The following is a 23,219-nucleotide window of genomic DNA, read 5'->3' on the forward strand; positions in this document are numbered from 1 at the left end:
CTACTACATAAATACTTTTCAATATAAACACGATGGAACGCGGAGTGCGGTGAAAGTCGCACGCTCCGTGTGAATGGGGGGAAAAGTTTGAGATATTTATAATATCAGGAACTTACCTATCCATATATCAATGGTTTTTATCAAACGCACAGAGCTTAGTGCTTATGGCGATTGTGGTTATTGGTATCTACTTAGGGTTCAAACGTGAGTTTTCCAAACTTATCGGCTTCTTGGTAGTTGCCTTGATTGCTGTCGGCTTGGTATTTAATGCTGGCGGTGTGAAAGATGTACTGTTAGAACTGTTCAACAAGATTATCGGTGCATAAAATTTTATTGTGATGCTGATATGAGAATGGTATAATGTGGATATATAAAATTTTGATTGAGATTTCACCTGTTTTAGGGAATTTAATAACTGTTATATTTTGTTATTAAATTCTCTGCAAACCCTTGAAAACACTGGATTTATCGCAGGTGAGCTTTCCCTTATTGTTTCCCTTGTGTTATATCGTCCCGTCAGCGTTTACGAACTCTGATAAGGGCAAATACAAGGGCAAGAAAAATCTATAAAACAGTATAACACAAAATAAAAGTGACATGGTGAACTGATTGAAATGCTTCTGATTTTTGTAACAAATGACTGATTGAATGATAAGGAGATTCTATACGATGAGAACAATATTTGCAGAATACAATCCACACAGAAACAGCATTGATATTTATACTTCTGCTGGTTATATGCTCCGCATTGACTGTTGGGAAGCCGAAAAGGATTTAAAAACCACACCCGGATCAGACTGTGCATTGAACGCACTTGCCATTGATGAACCGCTTGAATATGCAAAATTATATCTTGATGAAACAATGCAGATATGGGTAGATGCAGAAGATTCATTAGAACTATGGTGATTTTTTCAACAGCACTAAGGTTACTTTTTCCCAATCTCATTTATTGAGAATCGTCTTTTTACCGTGCATATATATTCAATATCTTTTTATCTATTATAATGAAATCAAGGGCTGGTCTAATGCCAGCCCTACAAAAATGAAAATTCACATAGAAAATAAATTTACAATTTTTCCGATATAAACCTGTTATCAACAAATACAAACATAATTTATATTATCGTATCTATTGATATGATATGTATTTCAAAGAGTTACCAGAAGTTTTTGAAAACTTTTCCCTTGTGATATTATCTAAAGCTCCTAATTTTATACTTTTCCCATGATGGAGCAGCTTATTTGACCGTATCTTTAATAGCTGTATTTTTGTAATTAGATGTAACACCACCGGATTTTCATCCGTTGAATCATCCGCATATTTAAGACAATAAGAAAGACCGGTGCCATTACCTCCTGTCCACAACATATTATCTGTTGTGAATATCTGATATACCTTCGGTGTTTCTGCCGTATAAAATGTCTTTTCCCCAGATGCAGGCGTTTTCATATTATTGCCTTTTTGTTGGCGGTACATTGAAGATACCGTATTTAGACCAGAAAGGAAATGTAAGCAGTAGCTAAATGTATTGACAGTTCACATTCATAGCCGGAATATCCCGCTTGCGGAGCATAGCTTTTTTTGACCGCAAAGCATTAGGCGGGTTACAGTAAATAAAAATGGACACGGCGATACCTCCCCGATACCGCCGTATCCTTAAAAAAGGGCGACTTTAATACACTACCCGCAATCCATTCTATAATAGGGAACAGCGGCTTTTGCGCAATATTAAATAAAAAAGCCGATAACACATAGGTTTTTTGACCTAATGCGTTATCGGCTCTGCGTCTATGCGTCTGGCACTTTTAATCATTTTTTTTGAATTTATTATATGTGTTAGCTAACTGTCCACAAGCCGCGTTAATCTCTCTGCCATGAGAAACTCTCATAGTAACTTCAAGTCCTGCTTGCTCTAATTGATGTTTGAATGCAACTATTTCCCGTTTCTGTGGTGCTTTAATTCTTGAATTGCTTGTTGGGTTGTATTGTAACACGTTAATCATAACTTTTTTGCCCCGAAACCATTTTGCAAGTTGTCTTACATCTGAGGGCCGGTCATTTATACCCGGTAAAAGCAAATACGCAAAGACAATTTTGCGATTATGCCTTTCAGAATAGGATAAGGCTTGCTTAACAACATCTTCAATAGCATATATGCGCATGTGAGGAATAATACGATTTCTTGCAGATTGTGTTGCTGCGTGTAAAGATATTGTCAACTGAATTTTAAGATGTTCCTCGCGCAATTTTTTTAATTGATCGACCGGACCAACTGTTGATATGGTAATGCCGTCGGTTGGAAAGTTGAGCCCATATCTATCTCGGAGAATATGGATTGCTTTTATCAAGTTGTCATAATTGAATAAAGGCTCTCCCATACCCATAAAAACGATACGGTTTACTTTTCGACGCAACAATATAATCTGTTGTACGATTTCTGACGATGTTAGATTACGAACAAAGCCATTTCGCCCGGACTCACAAAAAATACAACCAACAGGACAACCGACTTGTGTGCTCACGCAAACAGTTCCACCATCTCGCCGCTTGATAAAAACCGTTTCAATGTATTTGTTGTCTTTCAGTTCGTAAACATACTTTTCAGTATCACTGCTTTTGCAAATATTTTTTACCAACATTGATAGATTTTTTTTGCGTGGTAATTGCTTATATAATTCTTCATATAAGGCTTTTGCTTCATTCTCGCCAATAACTTCCGACATTTCTTTGTAAGTAAATCCGTATGGATCATTCCGTACTTCCGCAGGCGTATATTTAGGTAAACGTTTCATTTTTATATCCTTTCTTCTAAATAATAAAAGTTTGTTTTTCTGTATTTTTGATTACAATCTCTAATTTTTCTACATCAATGATATGCGTCAATTTGCATTTAGGGCAGAAAAGAGGAAAATCTTTTAATACAGTATTATGAAATACTTGAACTCTCGTCTTTCCGTTACAAATCGGACATTTTATCCAATATTTTTTAAGCATTATATTTCACTCGTCCTTTTTACACAAAAAAATGCAGGTCAATCCTCAACATGAGCATTGACCTGCATTTATAATGCACAGAGCAGTACAACAAAACTAAGGCATAGCTTGCACTATGTCTATACTATATCTATACGTCGTTAGTTTTTTGTATAGCATCCGCAAAATAAGCATGACAAAAAAGCCCATGTTGAAAATGGGAAAATCCTTTTTTTCAATGCTTATCTAATACGCATGCTATGCAACATAAACGCCGCCTCCTTTTACATAAATTTTATTTTATCAGAAAATCAGTCTACTGTCAATACACAACAGGAAGTATTTAACCTAATGATATGAATTGTGTGGACATATCCAAAAAGAAAGGTGAACTGTAAAATGTAACAGGGTGAATGAAAATGGCAAAAAGACCCGTACCATTGTACGACTTTAAGGCTTTCGGGGCAGCTATAAAAGCCGCGAGAAATGAATACGGCGAGAGCCGCAAAAAGGTAAGCGACGAGTTATATATTTCCCCGCGCTACCTTGCGAATATCGAGAACAAGGGACAACAGCCGAGTTTACAGGTATTCTATGACCTTGTAACCCGGTATCATATTTCGGTAGATCAATTTTTCTTCCCGAACAGCAATGCGGAGAAATCCACCGGGCGGCGGCAGCTTGACGCGCTGCTGGACGGTATGAGCGATAAAGGCATACGGATTGTAACCGCAACGGCAAGGGAGATAACAGAAGTCGAACAAGCAGAGGACTAACCTCACAATATGGGAAGCAGGAGATTGCAGCGCATAGGGGCTGCAATCTTTTTTTGCGCCAAATTAGAAAGAGAGTGCAACAAACGCTGCCTTTGAAACGGGATAAGGAGTAGATAGCAAGCACAGCAAACGAGTACCCGTTTGCGAAAAGTGCTTGTTGGGATAATCCCAAACCCTTATACCGAAAGGCGGTGCGGAAATGGAAAACCGAAAGAGAAATATACAGATGAAGTTTTACGTTACGGAAGAAGAAAAGCGGCTGATCGACGAGAAGATGAAGCAGCTTCCCATAAAGCAGTATGGGGCATACTTCCGTAAAATGGCGATAGACGGGTATATTCTTGTCGTTGACCGAAGCGACACAAAAGCATATATCCGGGAACTGCAAGCGGTGAGCCGGAACATCAACCAGATTGCAAAACGCGCCAATGCGACGGGGACGGTTTACAGGCAGGATATAGAGGACATTAAAAAGGCGGTGGACGAGATATGGCGGTTACAAAGACGCACCCTATTAAATCAACCTTAAAGGCTGCGATAGACTATATCTTAAATCCCGAAAAGACAGACGGGAAGCTGCTTGCGTCCTCTTTCGGCTGCGGGCTGGAAACCGCCGATATTGAGTTTGCATGGACGCGGGAAGCTGCCGGAGATCGCGGCACACATTTAGGGCGGCACTTGATACAATCCTTTGCGGTGGGAGAAACCACACCGGAAGAAGCGCACAAAATCGGCATGGAACTTGCCGGGGCGGTATTACGGTGTCGGACAACAGTATTTCTTATATAGCCCTGCAATCTTTATTTCGATGAATGCCAAAAGTATTCCCACACCCACCAGACATCCACCGCAAATCAATATTCTTATCAGCCAGTTTATAATTCCAGCAACGACAGGATTGGATATTCCATCACTAATCTGTGCCACGTTCTTTCCTGCCAGTACAACCCAGCCAGCAATGGTCTGTGTGAAAGTTGCGATTGTATCAAAGAATACCACGCAATCAGAAATAAATATTTTTGACCGTATCATCTGAAAAAGAGTAGTTGATACGGAATACCATATCAGCAGAAACATCAATGCTTCATACATGGCTGTTTTTGTTTTATATCTGCCTGCCAGTTTTTCCCTCTGCATATCATACTTTTCCTTAGCTTTCAGATAAGCTGTCTGTTTACAATTCCCGCACTTTTGATAGAGTACCGGCTTTTCAACCGGTATCTCTACTTTTTTCTGATGGGAGAGTGCATAATCCCGTTCCTGTTCTGCCTGTCTCTGCTTATCTCGACATTCCTCTATCATGGCTTGGACGGTGTGTGTTTTCTCTTTCTCGCTCTGCAACAATTCTTTTGTTTTCCTCAAGTCGTTCTTTAAGGCTTGAATGTTCTCTGTTTTGTTCTCGCTGTTTAACTTCTCGTTCAAGGTCAGCGATTCGTCGAGCTGCACTTTCAGTTCCCTGATAGTCCGGTCTTTCTGGTCGAGTTCTTCCTGCATCTGCTCTGTCAGCAGAAGCAACTCTTCCAGTTGATCGTCGCTCTTTGAGTTTCTTAATTCGTTCATCAATCAACCTTCCTTTCTCTAATTGCTGTTCAAGTTCAGTAATTCGCTGTTCTGTTTCTGCAATAGCCGGTTCTCGCTGTTTAATTTCTGTGCCAATTCCTGCCATTGCTGATTTTCGTCTGTGAGTTTCTGTATCTGGTCTGTCTTTTCTTCCAGAAGCATCAACAGTTCTTCTGTATCCGGTAAGATTTGTAGCAGCTCTGACAATTCTTTCTCTAATTGCTGCAATCGTTCTTCCTGCTCCTGAAAGCACATCAGCTTCTCGTCCTTTTCCTGTATCTCCTGAAGCATCTCTGCCATGATATTCTGCTGTTCCTCTATCTGTGTAATCATTGCTTCCATCATGGGAATTACTTCTTTGCTTTCTTCTAATGTCATTCAACCACTCCCTCCACATCGACAATGCACCGGATACCTTACCAAAGGTTGCAATTACCTTTTGCAGCAGTGCATTTTGTTTTTTTATCATCTGGTTTTCCTCGACCTTCCATGAACCTTTCCTTATCTGCCCGGTGAGATATTTTTCCTCAATCTTCCTTGCATCTGCACCCTCATGAATCGTAGGGACTTTCAATTTGCCCTGTCTTTCATAAGAGCGGTGGTCAATCAGATTGTCTATGGATAAATGCCGGTTACACATCTTTGCCCATTCGCTTCGCCATAACTCACAATTCTTTGGATTGTTCCAGCCGGTAGCGTCAGTCAGAACCCTTTTCCATTGTTTTCTGTTTCTTGCCCCGACTTTCTGTACTCCGTTTTCATCAAGTACCGGAATACGGATTCCATGACGGTCTGGATTTTTCTTATCCTGCCACCAGTCCGGGTGGGATTCATCAACCACGATATTTCCGTCAGTATCTCTGACAAAATCCCAGTCCTTGACTTCCTTGCTGCCCCATGAGTGGTCTGGATTGAATGGTCGCATGGTTACAAGTAAATGCACATGTGGGTTCCCGTCGCCCTTATCGTGTATGCTCCAGTCGGCACACATTCCCTCGTCCACGAAAGTCTTTTGAATATATTCGGTTGTATAATCAATCTGTTCCTGTCTGCTCCATTCTTTCGGCAGGGAAAATTCAAATGAGCGTCCAAGCTGTGCATCTGCATTTTTTTCTATCTTCAATACCTCATTCCATAGACGCTGTTTCTGAAATGTGATTTTAAACTTTTCCAGTGCGGCATCTTTATCATCCGCTCTTTTATAACGGATAGACTGTTGAAACCTTTTTATATTTTCTTCCGGTACATGCAGCCATTCAGGAGGTGCATTTTCGCACATCATCAGACTGGTGTAGACGACTTCCTTTTTGGAAGTATAGTAACTGATTCTGCCTGTTTCCTCATTCTTCATCACATCTCCATTAAGATATGCCGATGCGGATATGACAGATTTTCCTTTACTGCGCCCGACAATCTTTACTGTAAAGTGAAATATCGCCATGATACGATTCCCCCTTTCTGCCGTATCCGGCATTGATTTCCGACAGCATCTTCTTCTGGTTTGGCAGAAGTGAAGCTGTCGGAACGCCCTCTGCGCAAGAGTGCCCCCTGCGGCATGAGCAGGTCTGGCTGAAAGCCCCGCCGACGGAACGAGCCCGGCAAGCGTAAGCGCAGACCGGTTGCCACTTGTGGCAAACTTATAAGGACGACCTCTGGTTGTCCATAAGTGCGCCCTTCATTCAAAGGCAATGAAGGGAATGGAAAAACCACTCCCTCCGCCATTACACTTCCTCCATATCTGTAAGTGGCTCTTTCTGCATCGCCTTTGAGAAAAACTTTCCGTTTGTTTCCTGCCTTTTTAAGAAGCCTATCAACTTTGGTAAATCTTCCTCCTCAATCGGACAGCCAAGAACCGATTCCACCGCACCGCCAATCTGACAGAGCCTGTGGGTTCGTTTTTTACTTTCCTCGGCTTTCTTTCTCTTTTCCAGTTCCTTTCGCTGTGCAATGAGCTTTTTGGTAGCTTCGATGCTTTCCTGTTCCTTTTTCTCTAATGCACGTATTCTTTCTTCATAAGTCTTTGTTGATTTCGCCATATCGTCTTCATCCTTTCTCTTATAATCAAATCTTGCTCTGCTAAGATTTGGCACACGATTCTGGTCAGCTCTGTTGACATAATTCCAATCAGAATCGTGGTGCATCCTTGCGGAGCATTATCTTGTCGATGTTTTTCCGACAAGATAAACATTAGTTCCCGGTTGCATATCAGGAGAAGCACATGGTATAATCCTCTTGCGTGTAGGTATATCATGGCTTCGGTCTGATAGAACCTTTGGCGGTTTCGTAGGAAGCCGCCTTTTTAAGTTGCCACATTTCTTGTGACAGTTTTTACATTTCCTTTATCCCTCAGATCTCGCCCCTCGTTGGCTTCCATGAACTTTTCCAGAATGTCAGTTTTAATAAGGACTTTTCTTCCGACTTTTAATACCGGAAGTTTCTTCCATTCAACCAGCTTTCTCAAAGTGTTTCTGCCAATTCCTGTATAGTCGGCTGCTTCCTCGATGGATAATGCAATCTTTCTTTCCGTCATCTTGTCACCTCCTTATGAATTGCATTATGCAATTTCTGTTGTGCTGTTAGTATAGCGGTTTTATATTGTGTTGTCAAGCGTTATGAAATTTTAAAAATAATTATTATATTGCATATTGCAATTATGTGAGGTACATGCTATAATTCATACATACCGAAAAAGGAGGCAATCAGCATGAAAGATAAAGAACTACGCAAGCTGATAGGCAGCAGGGCAAAACAGCGTCGTCTGGAATTAAATCTGACACAGCCTTATGTTGCAGAGAAGATGGGAGTTACCGCTTCCACAATCCTGCGTTATGAGAATGGTTCGATTGACAATACCAAAAAGATGGTGCTGGAAGGTCTTTCGGAAGCACTTCATGTATCTATTGAATGGCTCAGAGGGGAAACCGATGAATACGAAACCGATATTACGGATAAGAAAGAATTACAGATTCGTGATGCAATGGGCGATATTCTCAAACAGTTACCTCTCGACCTTAGTAAAAAGGAAGATGCTTTTTCCAAAGATTTACTGCTGTTGATGTTAAAGCAATATAACCTGTTTCTGGAATCATTCCAGTTTGCCTGCAAGAATTACAAGGGCAACACGAATGAAGCTGATATTGCAAAAGTAATGGGGTTTGAATCGAATGATGAATATAACGAGATTATGTTTCTCCGGGAGATCACCCACACTGTTAATGCCTTTAACGACATGGCAGATATCGTAAGGCTTTATTCCAAGAAACCGGAAATGGCAGAACAAAGGCTTGAAAATCTTTTATCAGAAGTTTTGTATGAGGATTCCGATTCGGTATAGAACGACAACCGGAGTTATGATATACTTACACGCAAGAAGCATTTCATCAGTTCCGATTGTCTGATATCGAAAGGAGACACACGATTATGGCAAAAGGATCTGTAAGAAAAAAAGGAAAGAAATGGTACTACCGCTTCTATGTAGAAGATGCAAGCGGCAATCTGGTTCAGAAAGAATACGCTGGAACAGAAAGTAAAAGTGAAACGGAAAAACTGCTCCGTCAGGCAATGGATGATTACGAAAGCAAGAAATTTGTCGCAAAGACAGATAATCTTACTGTAGGAGAACTTCTTGATATGTGGGCGGAAGAAGAACTGAAAGTCGGAACACTCAGCAATGGTACAGTGGAAAATTATCTTGGTGCAATCCGTTGTATCAAGAAACATCCGATTGCAGAACGCAAATTAAAAACCGTTACTGCTGAACATTTACAGGCATTTCTCGATCTGCTTACATTCGGTGGGGAATTTCCAGATGGAAAAGTGAGAAAAGGATACAGTAAAGATTACATCCATTCCTTTTCAGCAGTATTACAACAGGCTTTCCGGTTTGCAGTATTTCCAAAACAGTTGATTACTTTTAATCCTATGCAGTATATTAAGCTGAAAAAACAGGCAGAGGATGTGGATTTATTCTCAGATGATGAGGTAGAAGAAGGCATACAGCCTATTTCCCATGAAGATTATGAGAGACTGATAGAATACCTCAAAGTAAAGAATCCACCTGCAATCCTGCCAATCCAGATCGCATACTATGCGGGACTTCGTATCGGTGAAGTTTGCGGATTGACATGGCAGGACATCAATCTTGAAGAACAATGCCTGACCATTAAAAGAAGTATCCGCTATGATGGCACAAAACATAAAAACATCATCGGACCGACCAAGCGAAAGAAAGTAAGGATTGTTGATTTTGGCGATACTCTGACTGAAATACTGAAAACCGCCAGAAAAAAACAGCTTAAAAGCCGGATGCAGTATGGTGAACTTTACCACCGCAATTTCTACAAGGAAGCACAGGACAAAAACAGAGTGTATTATGAATATTATCATCTGGACGGAACCGAAGAAATCCCGGTAGATTACAAGGAAATCTCCTTTGTCTGCCTGAGACCGGACGGATGTCTGGAACTGCCAAGCACACTCAGCATTGCCTGCCGATCAGTTGCAAAAAGGCTGGACGGATTTGAGAATTTCCATTTCCACCAGTTGCGACACACCTACACAAGCAACCTCCTCTCAAACGGAGCTGCCCCAAAAGATGTGCAGGAACTGTTAGGGCACTCTGATGTCAGTACCACAATGAATGTCTACGCCCACTCTACAAGAAAGGCAAAGCGGAACTCCGCCAGACTTCTTGATAAAGTGGCAGGCAACGACTAAATAAAAAATTCCCTTATTTCCCTTGCTGATTCCGCATAAGGTCAAAAATAAGGGAAAATACATATCATTTCACTATTTAAGGGGCTGGAAAGCCCGTAAAATAAGGAAAGTTCAAGAAATCTCTCCACAAATTCTGATTTATGGGGGCGTTATTTTGAAGAAAGCAATGATATATGTTCATGGTAAAGGTGGAAGTTATCTTGAAGCTGAACAGTTCAAAAATATTTGTTTAGATTTTGATGTTTTTGGAGTAGATTATAATGACTATTTCCCGTGGATTGTAAAAAATAAAATTATGGAAGTCTACGATAAAATATCTGAAAAATATGACTACATATATGTACTTGCTAATAGTATCGGAGCTTATTTTACAATGCACACATTACAGAATTTCAAGATTGAAAAAGCATTATTCATATCGCCTATACTTGATATGGAACAACTTATAGTAGATATGATGAGCTGGGCGAATGTGTCTGAAAAGGAACTTTCTGAAAGAAAAGAAATACCAACTGATTTTGGAGAAACATTATCGTGGGAATATCTATGTTTTGTTCGGGCAAACCCGATAAATTGGAAAATGCCTACTGAAATTTTGTATGCTGAACATGATAATCTTACATCACGTCAAACGGTAGATAAATTTATTGATAAACATTGTGCAAATCTTACCGTTATGAATGACGGAGAACATTGGTTTCATACTGACGAACAGATTTTCTTTAGAGATAATTGGCTAAGAAAAGTTATACAATAGAATTTAGATTTTATATCCACACACAAAGCAGTTAGTTTTAGGATTGACTGCTTTTTTCTTATCAAAATTTCAGATTGGAGTGATGAAATGGTGTCTGTTAGAGCTGTTCAATAAGATTATCGGTGCATAGAATTTTATTGTGGTGCTGATATGAGAATGTTATAATGTGGATATGAAACACAGTATCTAGGAGTGATGAAATGAAATATATAATGCTTCATGGTTTGGGACAATCTTCTGAAAGTTGGAGTAATACCGTAAAAGTATTCAATGATGATTTTGAAGTTTTATGCCCTAATTTATCAGATTGGCTTTCTGGGAAAACACCATGTTATGATACATTGTATCGGACATTGGAAACATACTGTGAACAGTTTGAAGAACCGCTAAATATTTGTGGACTTTCTTTAGGTGGTATTCTTGCTATGCAGTATGCGATAGAACACCCAGAAAAAATGAACTCATTAGTGTTAATAGGCACACAATATGAAATGCCAAAGTATCTGTTAAAAATGCAAAATCTGATATTCCGTATTATGCCTTGTTCAGCATTTGAAAAAATGGGCTTTCAGAAAACAGATTTTATCAATCTATGCAAATCTATGACAGAACTTAATTTTAAACATGAACTGAAAAAAATATCATGTTCGGTACTTGTTGTCTGTGGCGATAAGGATAAGATAAATAAAAAAGCTTCTTTAGAATTGCAACAACAGATAGAAAACGCAGAAATAGCTATTATTGAAAATGCAGGACATGAAGTAAATACAGATAACCCAACACTACTAGGGCAAAAGTTAAATGTATTTTTCAAACAATATGTCTGATAAACAATTTCATATCCATACACACAGAGCAGTTAGTCTTAGGATTGACTGCTTTTTTCTTACCTAAATTTCAGATTGGAGTGATTGCATGAATGATATTTTTAAGGATATGCAGAAAAAAGTCGGCTGTGAATACATTTCCGACCTACCCTCTTACAAACGTAAGGTGTGGCATGAAATGAAAAGGCTGAACCCAGCCGACTATGAAGAAAGACAGTTAGAAGATTTTTCAAAGTATGTGTTTGGTATGTCGTACCAGACCATAAAAGATGTGATGAAACAACAGAAAGGACGTGAGGAACAATGCAGGAAACAAGGGTGCTGGTGGAAACGAGAGGAACAACTGGCGAAGAAACAATATCATACTGGTTTGACCTGCCGATAGATGTTGCCGAGTTTGAAGAAAAGTTAGGTGTCGGTGCAGAAAGTCAAGATTACCGCATTATCGAAAAGGTGTTGCCTTTTGATGATGAAGTCCACGAACATACAAGCGTGTATCAGCTCAACGAATTAGATTTTATGTACCGCCAGCTTTCAAGTGATATGCAGGAAGAATATGTATCACTACTTACGGTGTTTGAGAATTTAGAAGCACTTTATATTTGCAGGAACGTGATTACCGTTTATCCCGACTGCAAAAGCATGATAGATGTTGCAAGGCAAAAGCTGATGAACGACCCGACGTTCAAGCATTTATCCGAGGACTGTCAAGAATACTACTTTGACTTTGAAGCCTATGCTTCTCACTTGCAGGAACACGGGAAATTTTTAGTAACAGAACACGGTATCTTTGAACTGCCAGAGTAGGAAATGAGGTGGTGCTTATGGTTGATGATATGGCGGTTTACATTGCTAATCTTGGCAAATACAATGAGGGCTGTTTAGTCGGTGCATGGTTCACATTTCCTATTGACGAGGAAGATGTGAAAGAAAAAATCGGCTTGAATGAACAGTATGAGGAATACGCTATCCATGATACCGACAACTTCCCTATTGCGATTGGCGAGTATGTTTCCATTGAAGAACTCAATGAGATGTATGAAATGATAGAGGAACTTCCCGACTATATCGTAGAGTGTCTGGACGAATTTATCAGCCACTACGGGACGCTGGAAGAAGTCGTGGAACACAAGGACGATATTTATTATTATCCCGACTGTGAAACCATGACAGACGTTGCCTACTACTACATAGACGAATTGCAGGCACTTGGCGACATTCCACCCAGCTTACAGAACTACATTGACTATGAAGCCTACGGGCGAGATTTGGATATGGGCGGTTGCTTCATTGAAACGAGCCGAGGTATGTGCGAGATACCATATTAACGCTGGAAGATCAGCGACAAGCATTGTTGCTACTGACAGCGTATTTCTCTTTTAAGGGACAGTCTGAAAATGGCTGTCCTTTTCTCTTTGAAGAACTTACGAAAGGAGCTGAAAGAATTTGAAAAAGATTAAATCTTATACGGGTATCTGGAACGTGGAAAAAGTCTTGTATGCAATCAATGACTTTAACTTGCCCTTTCCCGTTACCTTTACGCAGATTACATGGTTTGTGATTACAGAATTTATCATCATTCTGTTTGGGGATATTCCCCCACTTTCCATGATTGAGGGAGCATTTCTCAAATACTTCGGTATTCCCGTTGCTCTCACTTGGTTTATGTCGCAGAAAACCTTTGACGGAAAGAAGCCGTACAGCTTTTTGAAATCACAGATAACCTATGCCCTGCGACCAAAAATCACTTATGCAGGAAAAGCCGTAAAACTGCATAAGCAGATACTCAATGAAACAATCACGGCAGTAAGGAGTGTGAACTATGTTCCCGATAAAATATATTGACAATAACCTTGTCTGGAACAAGGACAATGAGGTGTTCGCTTACTATGAGCTGATACCGTACAACTATTCTTTCTTATCCGCAGAGCAAAAATTTATCGTGCATGACAGCTTTCGCCAGCTTATCGCACAGTCCCGTGAGGGTAAAATTCATGCCTTGCAGATTGCCACGGAAAGCTCCATACGAAGTATGCAGGAGCAGTCAAAGAAACTGGTAACGGGAAAACTAAAGGAAGTTGCCTATCAGAAGATAGACGAACAGACCGAAGCGTTAGTATCTATGATTGGGGACAATCAAGTGGACTACCGCTTTTTTCTTGGCTTTAAGCTCATGGTTACGGAAGAACAGCTCAATCTGAAGAACATCAAAAAATCGGCGTGGCTGACGTTCACGGAATTTCTCCATGAAGTGAACCACACGCTGATGAATGATTTTGTTTCCATGCCGAATGATGAAATCAACCGTTACATGAAAATGGAAAAGTTACTGGAAAATAAAATCTCCCGTCGCTTTAAGGTGCGTCGCTTGGAAATCAATGATTTTGGATATCTCATGGAACATCTTTACGGCAGGGACGGTATCGCTTATGAAGATTATGAGTACCAGCTACCAAAGAAAAAATTGAACAAAGAAACGCTGATAAAATACTACGACCTTATCCGTCCGACAAGGTGTGTGATTGAAGAAAGCCAGCGGTATTTACGCTTGGAACATGAGGACAAGGAAAGTTATGCGTCCTACTTTACTGTCAATGCGATTGTAGGTGAGCTTGATTTTCCGTCAAGTGAAATCTTCTATTTCCAGCAACAGCAATTCACATTCCCCGTTGATACTTCTATGAATGTAGAAATCGTGGAGAACCGAAAAGCACTTACCACAGTAAGAAATAAGAAAAAGGAATTGAAAGACCTTGACAATCACGCTTATCAAGCAGGAAATGAAACCAGCTCAAATGTGGTGGACGCATTAGACAGCGTGGACGAGCTGGAAACGGACTTAGACCAGACAAAAGAAAGTATGTATAAGTTAAGCTACGTGATACGGGTGTCTGCACCCGATCTTGACGAGCTGAAACGCCGTTGTGATGAAGTCAAAGACTTTTACGACGACCTCAATGTAAAGCTGGTGCGTCCTGCTGGAGATATGCTGGGACTTCATTCTGAATTTCTTCCAGCCAGCAAGCGATATATCAACGACTATGTGCAGTATGTAAAATCAGATTTTTTAGCTGGGCTTGGCTTCGGGGCAACCCAGCAATTAGGGGAAACTACGGGTATCTATATGGGCTATTCCGTTGATACGGGAAGAAATGTGTACCTGCAACCGTCCCTTGCCAGTCAAGGTGTGAAAGGTACAGTTACAAATGCCCTTGCGTCTGCTTTTGTCGGTTCGCTTGGCGGTGGGAAGTCGTTCTGTAACAATCTTCTGGTATATTATTCGGTTCTCTTTGGGGGACAAGCGGTTATCTTAGACCCTAAAAGTGAGCGTGGAAACTGGAAAGAAACGCTCCCAGAGATAGCCCATGAAATCAATATCGTAAACCTTACCAGCGACAAGGACAATGCAGGACTTCTTGACCCGTTTGTGATTATGAAGAACGTAAAAGACGCTGAAAGTCTGGCAATCGACATCTTGACATTCCTTACGGGTATTTCCTCTAGGGACGGCGAAAAATTCCCCGTGTTACGAAAAGCGGTGCGTTCCGTTACCCAGAGCGACAGTCGGGGCTTGCTCCATGTGATAGACGAGCTACGCCGTGAAGATACGCCCATATCAAGAAATATCGCAGACCATATCGACAGCTTCACGGACTACGACTTTGCACACCTGCTGTTTTCAGACGGTACGGTAGAAAATGCTATCAGTCTGGATAACCAGCTCAATATCATTCAAGTAGCAGACCTTGTACTGCCAGATAAGGACACGACCTTTGAGGAATACACGACCATTGAATTATTGTCGGTGTCTATGCTGATTGTGATTAGTACCTTTGCCCTTGATTTTATCCATTCGGACAGAAGTATTTTTAAGATTGTAGACCTTGACGAAGCGTGGGCGTTCTTAAATGTGGCACAAGGAGAAACGCTCTCTAACAAGCTGGTTCGTGCTGGACGAGCTATGCAGGCAGGCGTTTATTTTGTTACCCAGTCTGCCTATGATGTTTCAAAGGAAAGTCTGAAAAACAATATCGGCTTAAAATTCGCTTTCCGTTCTACTGACATCAACGAGATAAAACAGACCTTAGAATTTTTCGGTATCGACAAGGACGACGAAAACAACCAGAAACGCTTGCGTGATTTGGAGAACGGACAATGCTTATTGCAGGACTTATACGGGCGTGTCGGTGTGGTACAGATACACCCCGTTTTTGAAGAACTGCTACACGCCTTTGATACCAGACCGCCCGTACAGAGAAATGAGGTGGAGTGATGAAAGAAAGGATAAAAGGTGCGTTCACAAAAAGGAAGATTTTCCACTTTCTCAAAATGGCTCTGTTCGTGGTGGCACTCTCCCTTATCCTGCTTTCACTTTTGGGGACGGTGGCTCATGCGACGGGGCTTGTGGACGATACCATAAACGCAGAAAATCTTTATTCAAAATATCCCCTTTCCAACTACCAGCTTGATTTTTATGTGGATAATAGCTGGTCGTGGCTTCCGTGGAACTGGCTGGACGGTATCGGAAAATCTGTGCAGTACGGGCTTTACTGTATTACCAACTTTGTCTGGACGATAAGCCTTTATTTAAGCAATGCCACGGGCTATGTGGTGCAGGAAGCCTATAAACTTGATTTTATTAACGATATGGCAGACAGTATCGGAAAGAGCATACAGACCCTTGCAGGCGTAACACAGAACGGTTTTTCCAGCTCTGGCTTTTATGTTGGTTTCCTGCTTCTCATTATCTTAGTGGTGGGACTTTATGTTGCCTATACGGGACTTATCAAACGGGAAACCAGCAAGGCTCTTCACGCTGTTATTAACTTTGTGGTGGTGTTCGTGCTGTCCGCTTCATTTATTGCCTATGCTCCCGATTACATCAAAAAGATAAATGAGTTTTCATCAGACATCAGTACCGCTTCTTTGGACTTGGGAACAAAAATCATGCTCCCTAATTCTGACAGCGAGGGCAAGGACAGCGTGGACTTGATACGGGACAGCCTATTTTCTATTCAAGTAGAACAGCCGTGGCTACTTCTGCAATTTGGCAACAGCAACGCAGAAGAAATCGGGACAGACCGTGTGGACGCATTGGTATCTGCAAGCCCAGAGGACGAGGACGGGAAAACGAGAGAAGAAGTCGTGAAAACAGAAATCGAGGATAACGACAACAACAATCTGACGATACCGCAGGTCGTAAACCGTTTAGGTATGGTGTTCTTCCTACTGTTCTTCAACTTAGGTATCACGATATTTGTGTTCTTGCTTACTGGCATGATGTTGTTTAGCCAGATACTTTTTATTATCTTTGCAATGTTTTTACCTATCAGCTTTTTACTTTCCATGATACCTAGTCAAGAAAATCTGGCAAAGCAGGCAATCGTAAGGGTATTTAATACCATAATGACACGGGCAGGAATAACGCTCATTGTAACGGTGGCGTTCAGCATTTCCAGTATGTTTTATAATATTTCCACAGATTACCCGTTTTTCATGGTGGCGTTCTTGCAGATAGTATGTTTCGCTGGTATCTACATGAAGCTGGGCGACTTAATGAGTATGTTCTCTTTGAACGCTAACGACAGTCAAAGCATGGGACGTAGGATATTCCGCAGACCGTATCTATACTTGGCACATAGGGCTAGGCGTATGGAAAGACGGCTTGCTGGTGCGGTTACGGCTGGCGGTGTCGCTGGTGCGGTGGCAGGTAGCACGATTTCAAACGGAAAAGCGACAAGGAACACAGCCACAAAAAGCAGTCGGGGCAATACCACTTCCAGCATGGGACAGCGTGCAGGCTCAAAGGTGGGTGCTGTCTTAGATACGAAAAATAAAGTGAAAGACAAGGCAAACGCTGTTAAAGAAAATATCAAGGATATGCCGACACAGACCGCTTATGCGGTGTATTCCGCAAAGGAAAAGGCAAAGTCCAGCGTGTCCGACTTTAAGCGTGGCATGGTGCAGGAACAGCAGTCCAGACAGACGGGACGTTTGGAAAAGCAGGAACAGCATAGACAGAATATCGCTGACAAACGTATGGAGCTTCAAAAGGCACAAGAAGCAAGGCACGCACAGCGAAAGGCTGACGGATCAGCGACAGCGGGAGCTACCCGTCCCCATGAGCGACCAGCCACAGCTTCAAAGCCGAGTGCGGAAAAAATGCAGGAAGTCAAACGTCCTGCCACAGCGACCACTTCAAAAGCAAGTGAGCCAGTCAAGACAAATGTTATCAAAGAGCGTCCGTTATCTTCTGGTGCTTCTGATAAGAAAGCGACCCAGTCGGCACAGCCAGTACATAGGCAGAATGTAGAAAAAGTGGTATCGCAGGAAACACGCCAGAATTACACCAAAGACCGCAGGACAAAGGTTCAGCAGACGCAGAGCGTCCAGAAGAACCAGCAGACCACAGAGAAAACCCGTAACCTTGTAACGAAGAAAGGACAGAAGAAAAAATGAAACTGAAACATATCGCTATCATTGGCAGTCTGTTTCCTATCCTCTTTTCTCTGGTGCTTTTCTTTGGTGTCTTGATTAGTGCGGACAGCGACGACGAGAACAGCAACTTTTCTTCTGGTATTACAAGTATGAACCTATCCGCAGAAGTCTTGAAACATCAGCCTATGGTGGAAAAATATGCCAGAGAATACGGCATTTCCGAGTATGTCAATGTGCTATTGGCTATCATTCAAGTAGAAAGTGGCGGTACGGCAGAAGATGTTATGCAGAGTTCGGAAAGTCTGGGATTACCGCCTAATTCCTTAGATACGGAAAGCTCAATCAAGCAGGGGTGTAAGTATTTTGCGTCCCTGCTTTCTTCCTGCAAAAATCAAGGTATCGACGATTTGAATGTAGCGATACAGTCCTATAACTATGGCGGTGGCTATGTGGGATATGTGGCAGGAAAGGGAAAAAAGCACACTTTTAATCTAGCAGAGAGCTTCGCCCGTGAGAAATCGGGTGGAAAGAAAGTAACCTATACCAATCCGATAGCTGTTGCAAAGAACGGGGGCTGGCGGTATGGCTATGGAAATATGTTCTATGTGGAATTAGTCAATCAATATCTGACCGTGGCACACTTTGATAATGCGACGGCACAAGCGATTATGAATGAAGCGTTGAAATATCAAGGCTGGAAGTATGTGTATGGTGGCAGTAACCCCAACACTTCCTTTGATTGTAGCGGACTTGTGCAATGGTGCTATGGAAAAGCTGGTATCTCCTTACCGAGAACCGCACAAGCACAGTATGACGCTACCCAACATCTTCCACTCTCGCAGGCAAAGGCTGGGGACTTGGTATTTTTCCATTCCACTTATAACGCTGGAAGTTATGTAACACACGTCGGTATCTATGTAGGAAATAATCAGATGTACCATGCAGGCGACCCGATAGGATATGCAGACCTAAGCAGTAGTTACTGGCAACAGCACTTAATCGGTGCAGGACGAGTAAAACAATAGAAAGTGTCTGAAAATAATTAAGTTTGACAATATGAGAATAAAGTATGACATTTTCATAAAAAAGTGTGACAACATTTATCACAACGAATGATTAATAAAAAAGTATGACAACCACAAAGCAAAAATCATAAAAAAGCCTGACAATATTAGGATAAATACCATAGGTGGCAATGTCATAAATCAGAACGTGGAATCGTCACGCTGACCAGCTTGGAGTGCAGAGCATTTCAGGCTTTTCTATTGTCAAACTATTTTATCACAAAGGCACTTGTAAATGTAAGACTTTATTATGAAAGGACAGAAAGGACTTGAAAAATATGTTTAAGAAGAATAAGAAACAGACAGAAACTCTCAAAGAACCAAAAGAAAAAAAGGTGCGTACTGTTAAGGTAGGCACACATAAGAAAACCGTGATTGCGTTGTGGGTGGTGCTTATCGCAAGCGTGAGCTTTGGAGTGTATAAGAATTTTACGGCTATCGACCAGCACACGACCCATGAAAAAGAAATCATTGAACTTCGCTTGCAGGACACCAACGGGATAGAAAATTTCGTGAAAAACTTTGCGAAGTCCTATTACACATGGAATAACAGCAAAGAAGCGATTGAAGCAAGGACGCAGGCAATCAACGGTTATCTGACAAAGGAATTGCAAGACTTGAATGTTGATACAATCAGAACGGATATACCGACCAGCTCCACAGTTACAGATGTGATTGTATGGAGTATCGAACAGTCGGGAACGGACACTTTTTCTGCTACCTACGAAGTAGATCAGCAGATAAAAGAGGGAGAACAGACAAGCAATGTGAAAGCAACCTATATTGTAAAAGTCCATGTGGACGCTGACGGGGATATGGTAATCGTTCAGAACCCTACCCTTGCACCAGCAATCGAAAAATCGGACTATGAGCCAAAGACACCAGAACCAGACGCAAGCGTGGACGCTGATACCGTAAACGACGCTACCGCATTTCTGGAAACATTCTTTAAGCTCTATCCAACAGCTACGGAAAAAGAGCTTGCTTACTATGTATCTGGAAATGTGATTGAGCCTATCGGCAGGGACTATCTTTATTCTGAACTGGTAAACCCTATCTTTACAAAGGACGGGGACAATGTGGAAGTCAAGGTAGCCGTGAAATTCCTTGATATTCAGACAAAAGCGACGCAGGTATCACAGTACGAGCTTGTGTTACAAAAGGATAGTAACTGGAAGATTGTAGGATAAATGATATAAAAAGACCGTAGTCTGTAACACACATTTATGTGCCTTACAGCTACGGTTATTTTTGAAATTGATTGCGTATATCCTTGTCTTTACGAAACGCTATTTTAGCAGACTTCATTAAATCTACTAAGAAACGTACTTCGTATTCATCACAGTCTGAAAAAATATCTTTTGCTTCTTTTTCAAAAACGATTTTAGAAGCAATCACATTATCGCATAAAAGAGTATCGACTGATACAGAAAGTGCATTGGCAATCGCAATCAAGGTTGGTAAACTGACTTTTGTTTTTCCTGTTTCTACATTACTCATGTGAGCTGGTGTAATGTCTATAAGGTCGGCAACGGTTTCTTGTGTTACGCCCTTTTTAATTCTTGCAATTTTAATCCGCTGTCCGATTGCTTTGTAATCAACTTCCACAGTTTCCTCTCCTTTCCTGCTTTTTTATATTGTAACCATTCGCAGAGTGTAATATAATACTCTGTGTAAATGAACAATTCTTTCAGTATATATTCAGGCTAAAAAGTTTAAAATATGGAAGAATATAAATGCAAAGGGGGGTATGTCTATATGTTAAGATTTCGTAAAAAGGATAGCAAAGAGCTTATAAAAAGAATGGCTAAAACAAATGGCTGTTCGGTATCTGAAATTCGCAGAGAAATGCAGTATGCTATTGATGAAGCTAGAAATAGTGATGACCCAAACAAGCAAGCGGAATTTCAACGCTTATTTGGAAATAAGATACCCAGTCCAGAAGAATTTATTTGTGTAGTTAGCAAGAATTTAAAATTTTAGTAAATACGGAGCGTGAACAATGAAAAAATCAGAAACGCAGGAACAGGAATTTTTAGAAGTTTGTTCTTCTTACGACCATGACCTTTTAACTGGAAAAAGAGAAATGACATTGAAAGACTATGAACGAATTACTTATTTAGTTAGTTCTCTTGGGTATAGTCAATATCTTCAATTCCTTATTGGAAAATATATGGACTTATCACAAGCTGATGAAGAACGAGAAGAAAGAGAACATGAAATATATTTGGAATATCCAGAGTATTATGAGGACGAGGGGATTTTGGAAGAAGAAGAAAAATGGCTGGAAGAATTTTTAAATCAACTTCCAAAGAAGAAAAAAGAACATTTCAAGCAACTAATTGAAAAAGGTCAAAACTACTAAAAAAACAAAGTTACTGTATTCAGATATGCTGATCACAGTAACTTTATTTTAGCTTAACCCACAAAAATATATGGATTTTGTTTATGATTTTTATTACAATTAAGATAATTATGATATGTACGAGGAGTGATAAATTTGCATACAATTCTTGTGTTGGAAGATGATATAGAATTAAATAATACTATTTGTTGTTCTTTGGAAAAAAATGGTTATCGGGTTATGGGGGCTAGAACTTGTGAAGAAGCAAAAAACTACGCAAATAGTTATACCTTTCACATGGCAATTTTGGATATAAATTTACCAGACGGTAATGGATTTCAATTTTGCAAATGGTTAAAAGCTAGAAGTAATACATTGATTTTATTTTTATCCGCTAAGGATTTGGAAACTGATATTTTAAATGGATATGAACTTGGAGCAGACGACTATGTGACAAAGCCCTTTTCTATGAGAATTTTGCTGAAAAAAGTGTATGTAATCTTATCCAGAAAGTCACAAGAAGCGAATATTTATGATGATGGCTTTCTAAAAGTAGATTTTGAACTTGGTATCGTTCAACAAGGAGTAAATGAATGCTTACTTTCCCCCACAGAATATCGTATTTTAAAAAAACTGATTGAGAATAAAGGGAAACTACTTACCTATTCCGTTTTATTAGATTCTTTATGGGACGAGGGAGTACAAATTACAGACAAGCATACTCTTGCAGTAAATATCAACAGATTGCGTAAAAAGATTGAAACCGAGGAACACTCTTATATTTCAAATGTATATGGAATGGGTTATATATGGAAGTAATGATTTTTATAATATTTTTTTCGTTAGTGTTTATCACTACTTTTGCACTTTGGAAATATGTTCGTTTGAAACATGATGTTTATGAATATACAGAGAAACTGGATAATACTATAAACTATATGTTAAAAAACGGAGAATTAAAAACAACTCCCTATGAAAACGATGATTTGTGGGAAAAAATTTATGAGAAGCTGGTTCGTCTTTCCCATCTGTATACTCATAAAAATTTAGAGATTTCAGAAGAAAAAGATAAACTGAAAGAGCTAGTGTCTGATATTTCTCATCAAACAAAAACATCGATTGCTAATATAAAACTCTATTTAGAGATAATGACGGATGAATCAGATTTTAAGAAAAATCAAGAATACATGAGAAAAATGAACGGTCAAATAGATAAGTTGGATTTTCTTCTGCAAAGCATGGTAAAAATGTCACGGCTTGAAACTGGAACAATTAAAATCCAAAAACAAAATGTCCTTCTTGCCGATACTCTCGCTATGGCGATCAGTAACGTAGTAATAAAGGCAGATAAGAAAAACATTAAGATTGATGTGCAGTATGATGAACAGCTAATGCTAAAACATGATAAAAAATGGACAGCAGAAGCAATTTTTAATATTTTAGATAATGCAGTAAAATATACAGAAGTTGGCGGAAATATTCATGTTGTTGTGTGCAGGCAAGAACTTTTTACAAAAATCAGCATTGAGGATACAGGAAAAGGTATTGCACCAGAGCGACAAGCGACTATTTTTACTCGGTTCTATCGAGAACCAGAGGTACATGATAAAGAGGGAATCGGTATTGGCTTATATTTAGCTAGAGAAATCATCACGCTACAAAATGGATATATTGAAGTACAGTCACAAATTGGACAAGGAAGCAAGTTTATAATATATCTTCCAAATCGGGATTAAGAAAAATCACAGTTTTGTGATTTT

General features: G+C 40.2%; 28 protein-coding genes and 2 pseudogenes. 21 read left to right on the top strand and 9 right to left on the bottom strand.

Annotation, left to right across the window (positions count from 1 at the left end):
- Positions 1–101: 101 nt before the first annotated feature.
- Both KSZ58_RS20590 and KSZ58_RS20595 read left to right on the top strand, forming a co-directional pair.
- Positions 102–326, top strand: coding sequence for a hypothetical protein (locus KSZ58_RS20590; protein WP_032548346.1), 225 nt, complete (start codon positions 102–104; stop codon positions 324–326).
- A gap of 343 nt (positions 327–669) precedes the next feature.
- Positions 670–909 carry a DUF6061 family protein gene (locus KSZ58_RS20595; protein ID WP_217752921.1) on the top strand — a complete coding sequence of 80 codons (240 nt, stop codon included), beginning with the start codon at positions 670–672 and terminating at the stop codon, positions 907–909.
- Between the two features lie 223 nt (positions 910–1,132).
- Here KSZ58_RS20595 and KSZ58_RS23000 read toward each other — a convergent pair whose 3' ends face one another.
- The 3 genes from KSZ58_RS23000 to KSZ58_RS20610 form a co-directional block, all read right to left on the bottom strand.
- The gene (locus KSZ58_RS23000) at positions 1,133–1,453 is read right to left on the bottom strand and encodes a hypothetical protein (RefSeq protein ID WP_227166647.1); all 321 of its coding nucleotides are present in this window, start codon (positions 1,451–1,453) and stop codon (positions 1,133–1,135) included.
- A gap of 356 nt (positions 1,454–1,809) precedes the next feature.
- The gene (rlmN, locus tag KSZ58_RS20605) at positions 1,810–2,796 is read right to left on the bottom strand and encodes a 23S rRNA (adenine(2503)-C(2))-methyltransferase RlmN (RefSeq protein ID WP_006774449.1); all 987 of its coding nucleotides are present in this window, start codon (positions 2,794–2,796) and stop codon (positions 1,810–1,812) included.
- Between the two features lie 16 nt (positions 2,797–2,812).
- Positions 2,813–2,998, bottom strand: coding sequence for a cysteine-rich KTR domain-containing protein (locus KSZ58_RS20610; protein ID WP_003431289.1), 186 nt, complete (start codon positions 2,996–2,998; stop codon positions 2,813–2,815).
- Positions 2,999–3,396: 398 nt separating this feature from the next.
- On the opposite strand from KSZ58_RS20610, the gene KSZ58_RS20615 reads away from it, so the two are divergent.
- The 3 genes and pseudogenes from KSZ58_RS20615 to KSZ58_RS20625 all read left to right on the top strand — a co-directional run.
- On the top strand, positions 3,397–3,753 hold the full coding sequence (locus tag KSZ58_RS20615) for a helix-turn-helix transcriptional regulator (protein ID WP_044942672.1): 357 nt from the start codon (positions 3,397–3,399) through the stop codon (positions 3,751–3,753).
- 199 nt (positions 3,754–3,952) lie between these two features.
- A complete protein-coding gene (mobC, locus tag KSZ58_RS20620) occupies positions 3,953–4,282 on the top strand; it encodes a plasmid mobilization relaxosome protein MobC (protein WP_002584958.1) in 330 nt (109 codons plus the stop codon).
- Positions 4,243–4,512: pseudogene (locus tag KSZ58_RS20625) on the top strand (relaxase/mobilization nuclease domain-containing protein); the annotation flags it as partial. The gene mobC and the pseudogene KSZ58_RS20625, both read left to right, overlap by 40 nt.
- Positions 4,513–4,524: 12 nt before the next feature.
- On the opposite strand, the pseudogene KSZ58_RS20630 reads toward KSZ58_RS20625, so the two are convergent.
- From KSZ58_RS20630 to KSZ58_RS20650, 5 genes and pseudogenes are all read right to left on the bottom strand, one after another.
- Positions 4,525–5,055, bottom strand: a pseudogene (locus KSZ58_RS20630) (DUF6040 family protein); the annotation flags it as partial.
- Entirely contained in the window at positions 5,033–6,754 is a 1,722-nt protein-coding gene (locus KSZ58_RS20635; RefSeq protein WP_008115703.1) for a MobA/MobL family protein, read from the bottom strand. The pseudogene KSZ58_RS20630 and the gene KSZ58_RS20635, both read right to left, overlap by 23 nt.
- Positions 6,730–7,035 (bottom strand): hypothetical protein, encoded by a 306-nt coding sequence (locus KSZ58_RS20640; RefSeq protein ID WP_005345966.1) that lies wholly within the window; start codon positions 7,033–7,035, stop codon positions 6,730–6,732. The genes KSZ58_RS20635 and KSZ58_RS20640 overlap by 25 nt, the downstream gene beginning before the upstream one ends.
- The gene (locus tag KSZ58_RS20645) at positions 7,035–7,349 is read right to left on the bottom strand and encodes a hypothetical protein (RefSeq protein ID WP_014080633.1); all 315 of its coding nucleotides are present in this window, start codon (positions 7,347–7,349) and stop codon (positions 7,035–7,037) included. Before KSZ58_RS20645 ends, KSZ58_RS20640 begins: the two co-directional genes overlap by 1 nt.
- A gap of 263 nt (positions 7,350–7,612) precedes the next feature.
- Positions 7,613–7,843 carry a helix-turn-helix domain-containing protein gene (locus tag KSZ58_RS20650; RefSeq protein WP_008115699.1) on the bottom strand — a complete coding sequence of 77 codons (231 nt, stop codon included), beginning with the start codon at positions 7,841–7,843 and terminating at the stop codon, positions 7,613–7,615.
- A 174-nt stretch (positions 7,844–8,017) separates the two neighbouring features.
- On the opposite strand from KSZ58_RS20650, the gene KSZ58_RS20655 reads away from it, so the two are divergent.
- The 12 genes from KSZ58_RS20655 (at position 8,018) to KSZ58_RS20710 (ending at position 20,305) form a co-directional block, all read left to right on the top strand.
- Positions 8,018–8,647, top strand: a complete 630-nt coding sequence (locus KSZ58_RS20655) for a helix-turn-helix domain-containing protein (RefSeq protein WP_003505395.1) — start codon at positions 8,018–8,020, stop codon at positions 8,645–8,647.
- Positions 8,648–8,733: 86 nt separating this feature from the next.
- A complete protein-coding gene (locus KSZ58_RS20660; RefSeq protein ID WP_014080634.1) occupies positions 8,734–10,029 on the top strand; it encodes a tyrosine-type recombinase/integrase in 1,296 nt (431 codons plus the stop codon).
- Between the two features lie 154 nt (positions 10,030–10,183).
- Positions 10,184–10,786, top strand: coding sequence for a carboxylesterase (locus tag KSZ58_RS20665; protein WP_227160659.1), 603 nt, complete (start codon positions 10,184–10,186; stop codon positions 10,784–10,786).
- A 200-nt stretch (positions 10,787–10,986) separates the two neighbouring features.
- The gene (locus KSZ58_RS20670) at positions 10,987–11,613 is read left to right on the top strand and encodes an alpha/beta fold hydrolase (protein ID WP_009319953.1); all 627 of its coding nucleotides are present in this window, start codon (positions 10,987–10,989) and stop codon (positions 11,611–11,613) included.
- Positions 11,614–11,701: 88 nt separating this feature from the next.
- A complete protein-coding gene (locus KSZ58_RS20675; protein ID WP_081026543.1) occupies positions 11,702–11,998 on the top strand; it encodes a conjugal transfer protein in 297 nt (98 codons plus the stop codon).
- A complete protein-coding gene (locus KSZ58_RS20680) occupies positions 11,917–12,420 on the top strand; it encodes an antirestriction protein ArdA (RefSeq protein WP_009319954.1) in 504 nt (167 codons plus the stop codon). Before KSZ58_RS20675 ends, KSZ58_RS20680 begins: the two co-directional genes overlap by 82 nt.
- Positions 12,421–12,437: 17 nt before the next feature.
- Entirely contained in the window at positions 12,438–12,941 is a 504-nt protein-coding gene (locus KSZ58_RS20685) for an antirestriction protein ArdA (RefSeq protein WP_009319955.1), read from the top strand.
- 118 nt (positions 12,942–13,059) lie between these two features.
- A complete protein-coding gene (locus KSZ58_RS20690; RefSeq protein WP_003061368.1) occupies positions 13,060–13,458 on the top strand; it encodes a conjugal transfer protein in 399 nt (132 codons plus the stop codon).
- A complete protein-coding gene (locus KSZ58_RS20695) occupies positions 13,436–15,886 on the top strand; it encodes an ATP-binding protein (protein ID WP_173901349.1) in 2,451 nt (816 codons plus the stop codon). Before KSZ58_RS20690 ends, KSZ58_RS20695 begins: the two co-directional genes overlap by 23 nt.
- Positions 15,886–18,072, top strand: coding sequence for a CD3337/EF1877 family mobilome membrane protein (locus KSZ58_RS20700; RefSeq protein ID WP_009319957.1), 2,187 nt, complete (start codon positions 15,886–15,888; stop codon positions 18,070–18,072). The genes KSZ58_RS20695 and KSZ58_RS20700 overlap by 1 nt, the downstream gene beginning before the upstream one ends.
- Positions 18,069–19,076 (top strand): lysozyme family protein, encoded by a 1,008-nt coding sequence (locus tag KSZ58_RS20705; protein ID WP_009319958.1) that lies wholly within the window; start codon positions 18,069–18,071, stop codon positions 19,074–19,076. Before KSZ58_RS20700 ends, KSZ58_RS20705 begins: the two co-directional genes overlap by 4 nt.
- Before the next feature lie 317 nt (positions 19,077–19,393).
- The gene (locus tag KSZ58_RS20710; protein WP_009319959.1) at positions 19,394–20,305 is read left to right on the top strand and encodes a conjugal transfer protein; all 912 of its coding nucleotides are present in this window, start codon (positions 19,394–19,396) and stop codon (positions 20,303–20,305) included.
- Positions 20,306–20,360: 55 nt separating this feature from the next.
- Here KSZ58_RS20710 and KSZ58_RS20715 read toward each other — a convergent pair whose 3' ends face one another.
- The gene (locus KSZ58_RS20715) at positions 20,361–20,723 is read right to left on the bottom strand and encodes a helix-turn-helix domain-containing protein (protein WP_009290080.1); all 363 of its coding nucleotides are present in this window, start codon (positions 20,721–20,723) and stop codon (positions 20,361–20,363) included.
- A 150-nt stretch (positions 20,724–20,873) separates the two neighbouring features.
- On the opposite strand from KSZ58_RS20715, the gene KSZ58_RS20720 reads away from it, so the two are divergent.
- The 4 genes from KSZ58_RS20720 (at position 20,874) to KSZ58_RS20735 (ending at position 23,195) form a co-directional block, all read left to right on the top strand.
- Positions 20,874–21,098 (top strand): sporulation initiation factor Spo0A C-terminal domain-containing protein, encoded by a 225-nt coding sequence (locus KSZ58_RS20720; RefSeq protein WP_009319960.1) that lies wholly within the window; start codon positions 20,874–20,876, stop codon positions 21,096–21,098.
- 19 nt (positions 21,099–21,117) lie between these two features.
- Positions 21,118–21,480: a hypothetical protein gene (locus KSZ58_RS20725; protein ID WP_009319961.1), complete on the top strand. Its 363-nt coding sequence runs from the start codon at positions 21,118–21,120 to the stop codon at positions 21,478–21,480.
- 126 nt (positions 21,481–21,606) lie between these two features.
- On the top strand, positions 21,607–22,278 hold the full coding sequence (locus KSZ58_RS20730) for a response regulator transcription factor (RefSeq protein WP_227166646.1): 672 nt from the start codon (positions 21,607–21,609) through the stop codon (positions 22,276–22,278).
- Positions 22,269–23,195 (top strand): sensor histidine kinase KdpD, encoded by a 927-nt coding sequence (locus KSZ58_RS20735; protein WP_009319963.1) that lies wholly within the window; start codon positions 22,269–22,271, stop codon positions 23,193–23,195. Before KSZ58_RS20730 ends, KSZ58_RS20735 begins: the two co-directional genes overlap by 10 nt.
- Positions 23,196–23,219 lie beyond the last annotated feature (24 nt).

The organism is Erysipelatoclostridium sp. DFI.2.3 (assembly GCF_019132535.1).
Lineage (GTDB): Bacteria > Bacillota_I > Bacilli_A > Erysipelotrichales > Erysipelotrichaceae > Clostridium_AQ > Clostridium_AQ innocuum.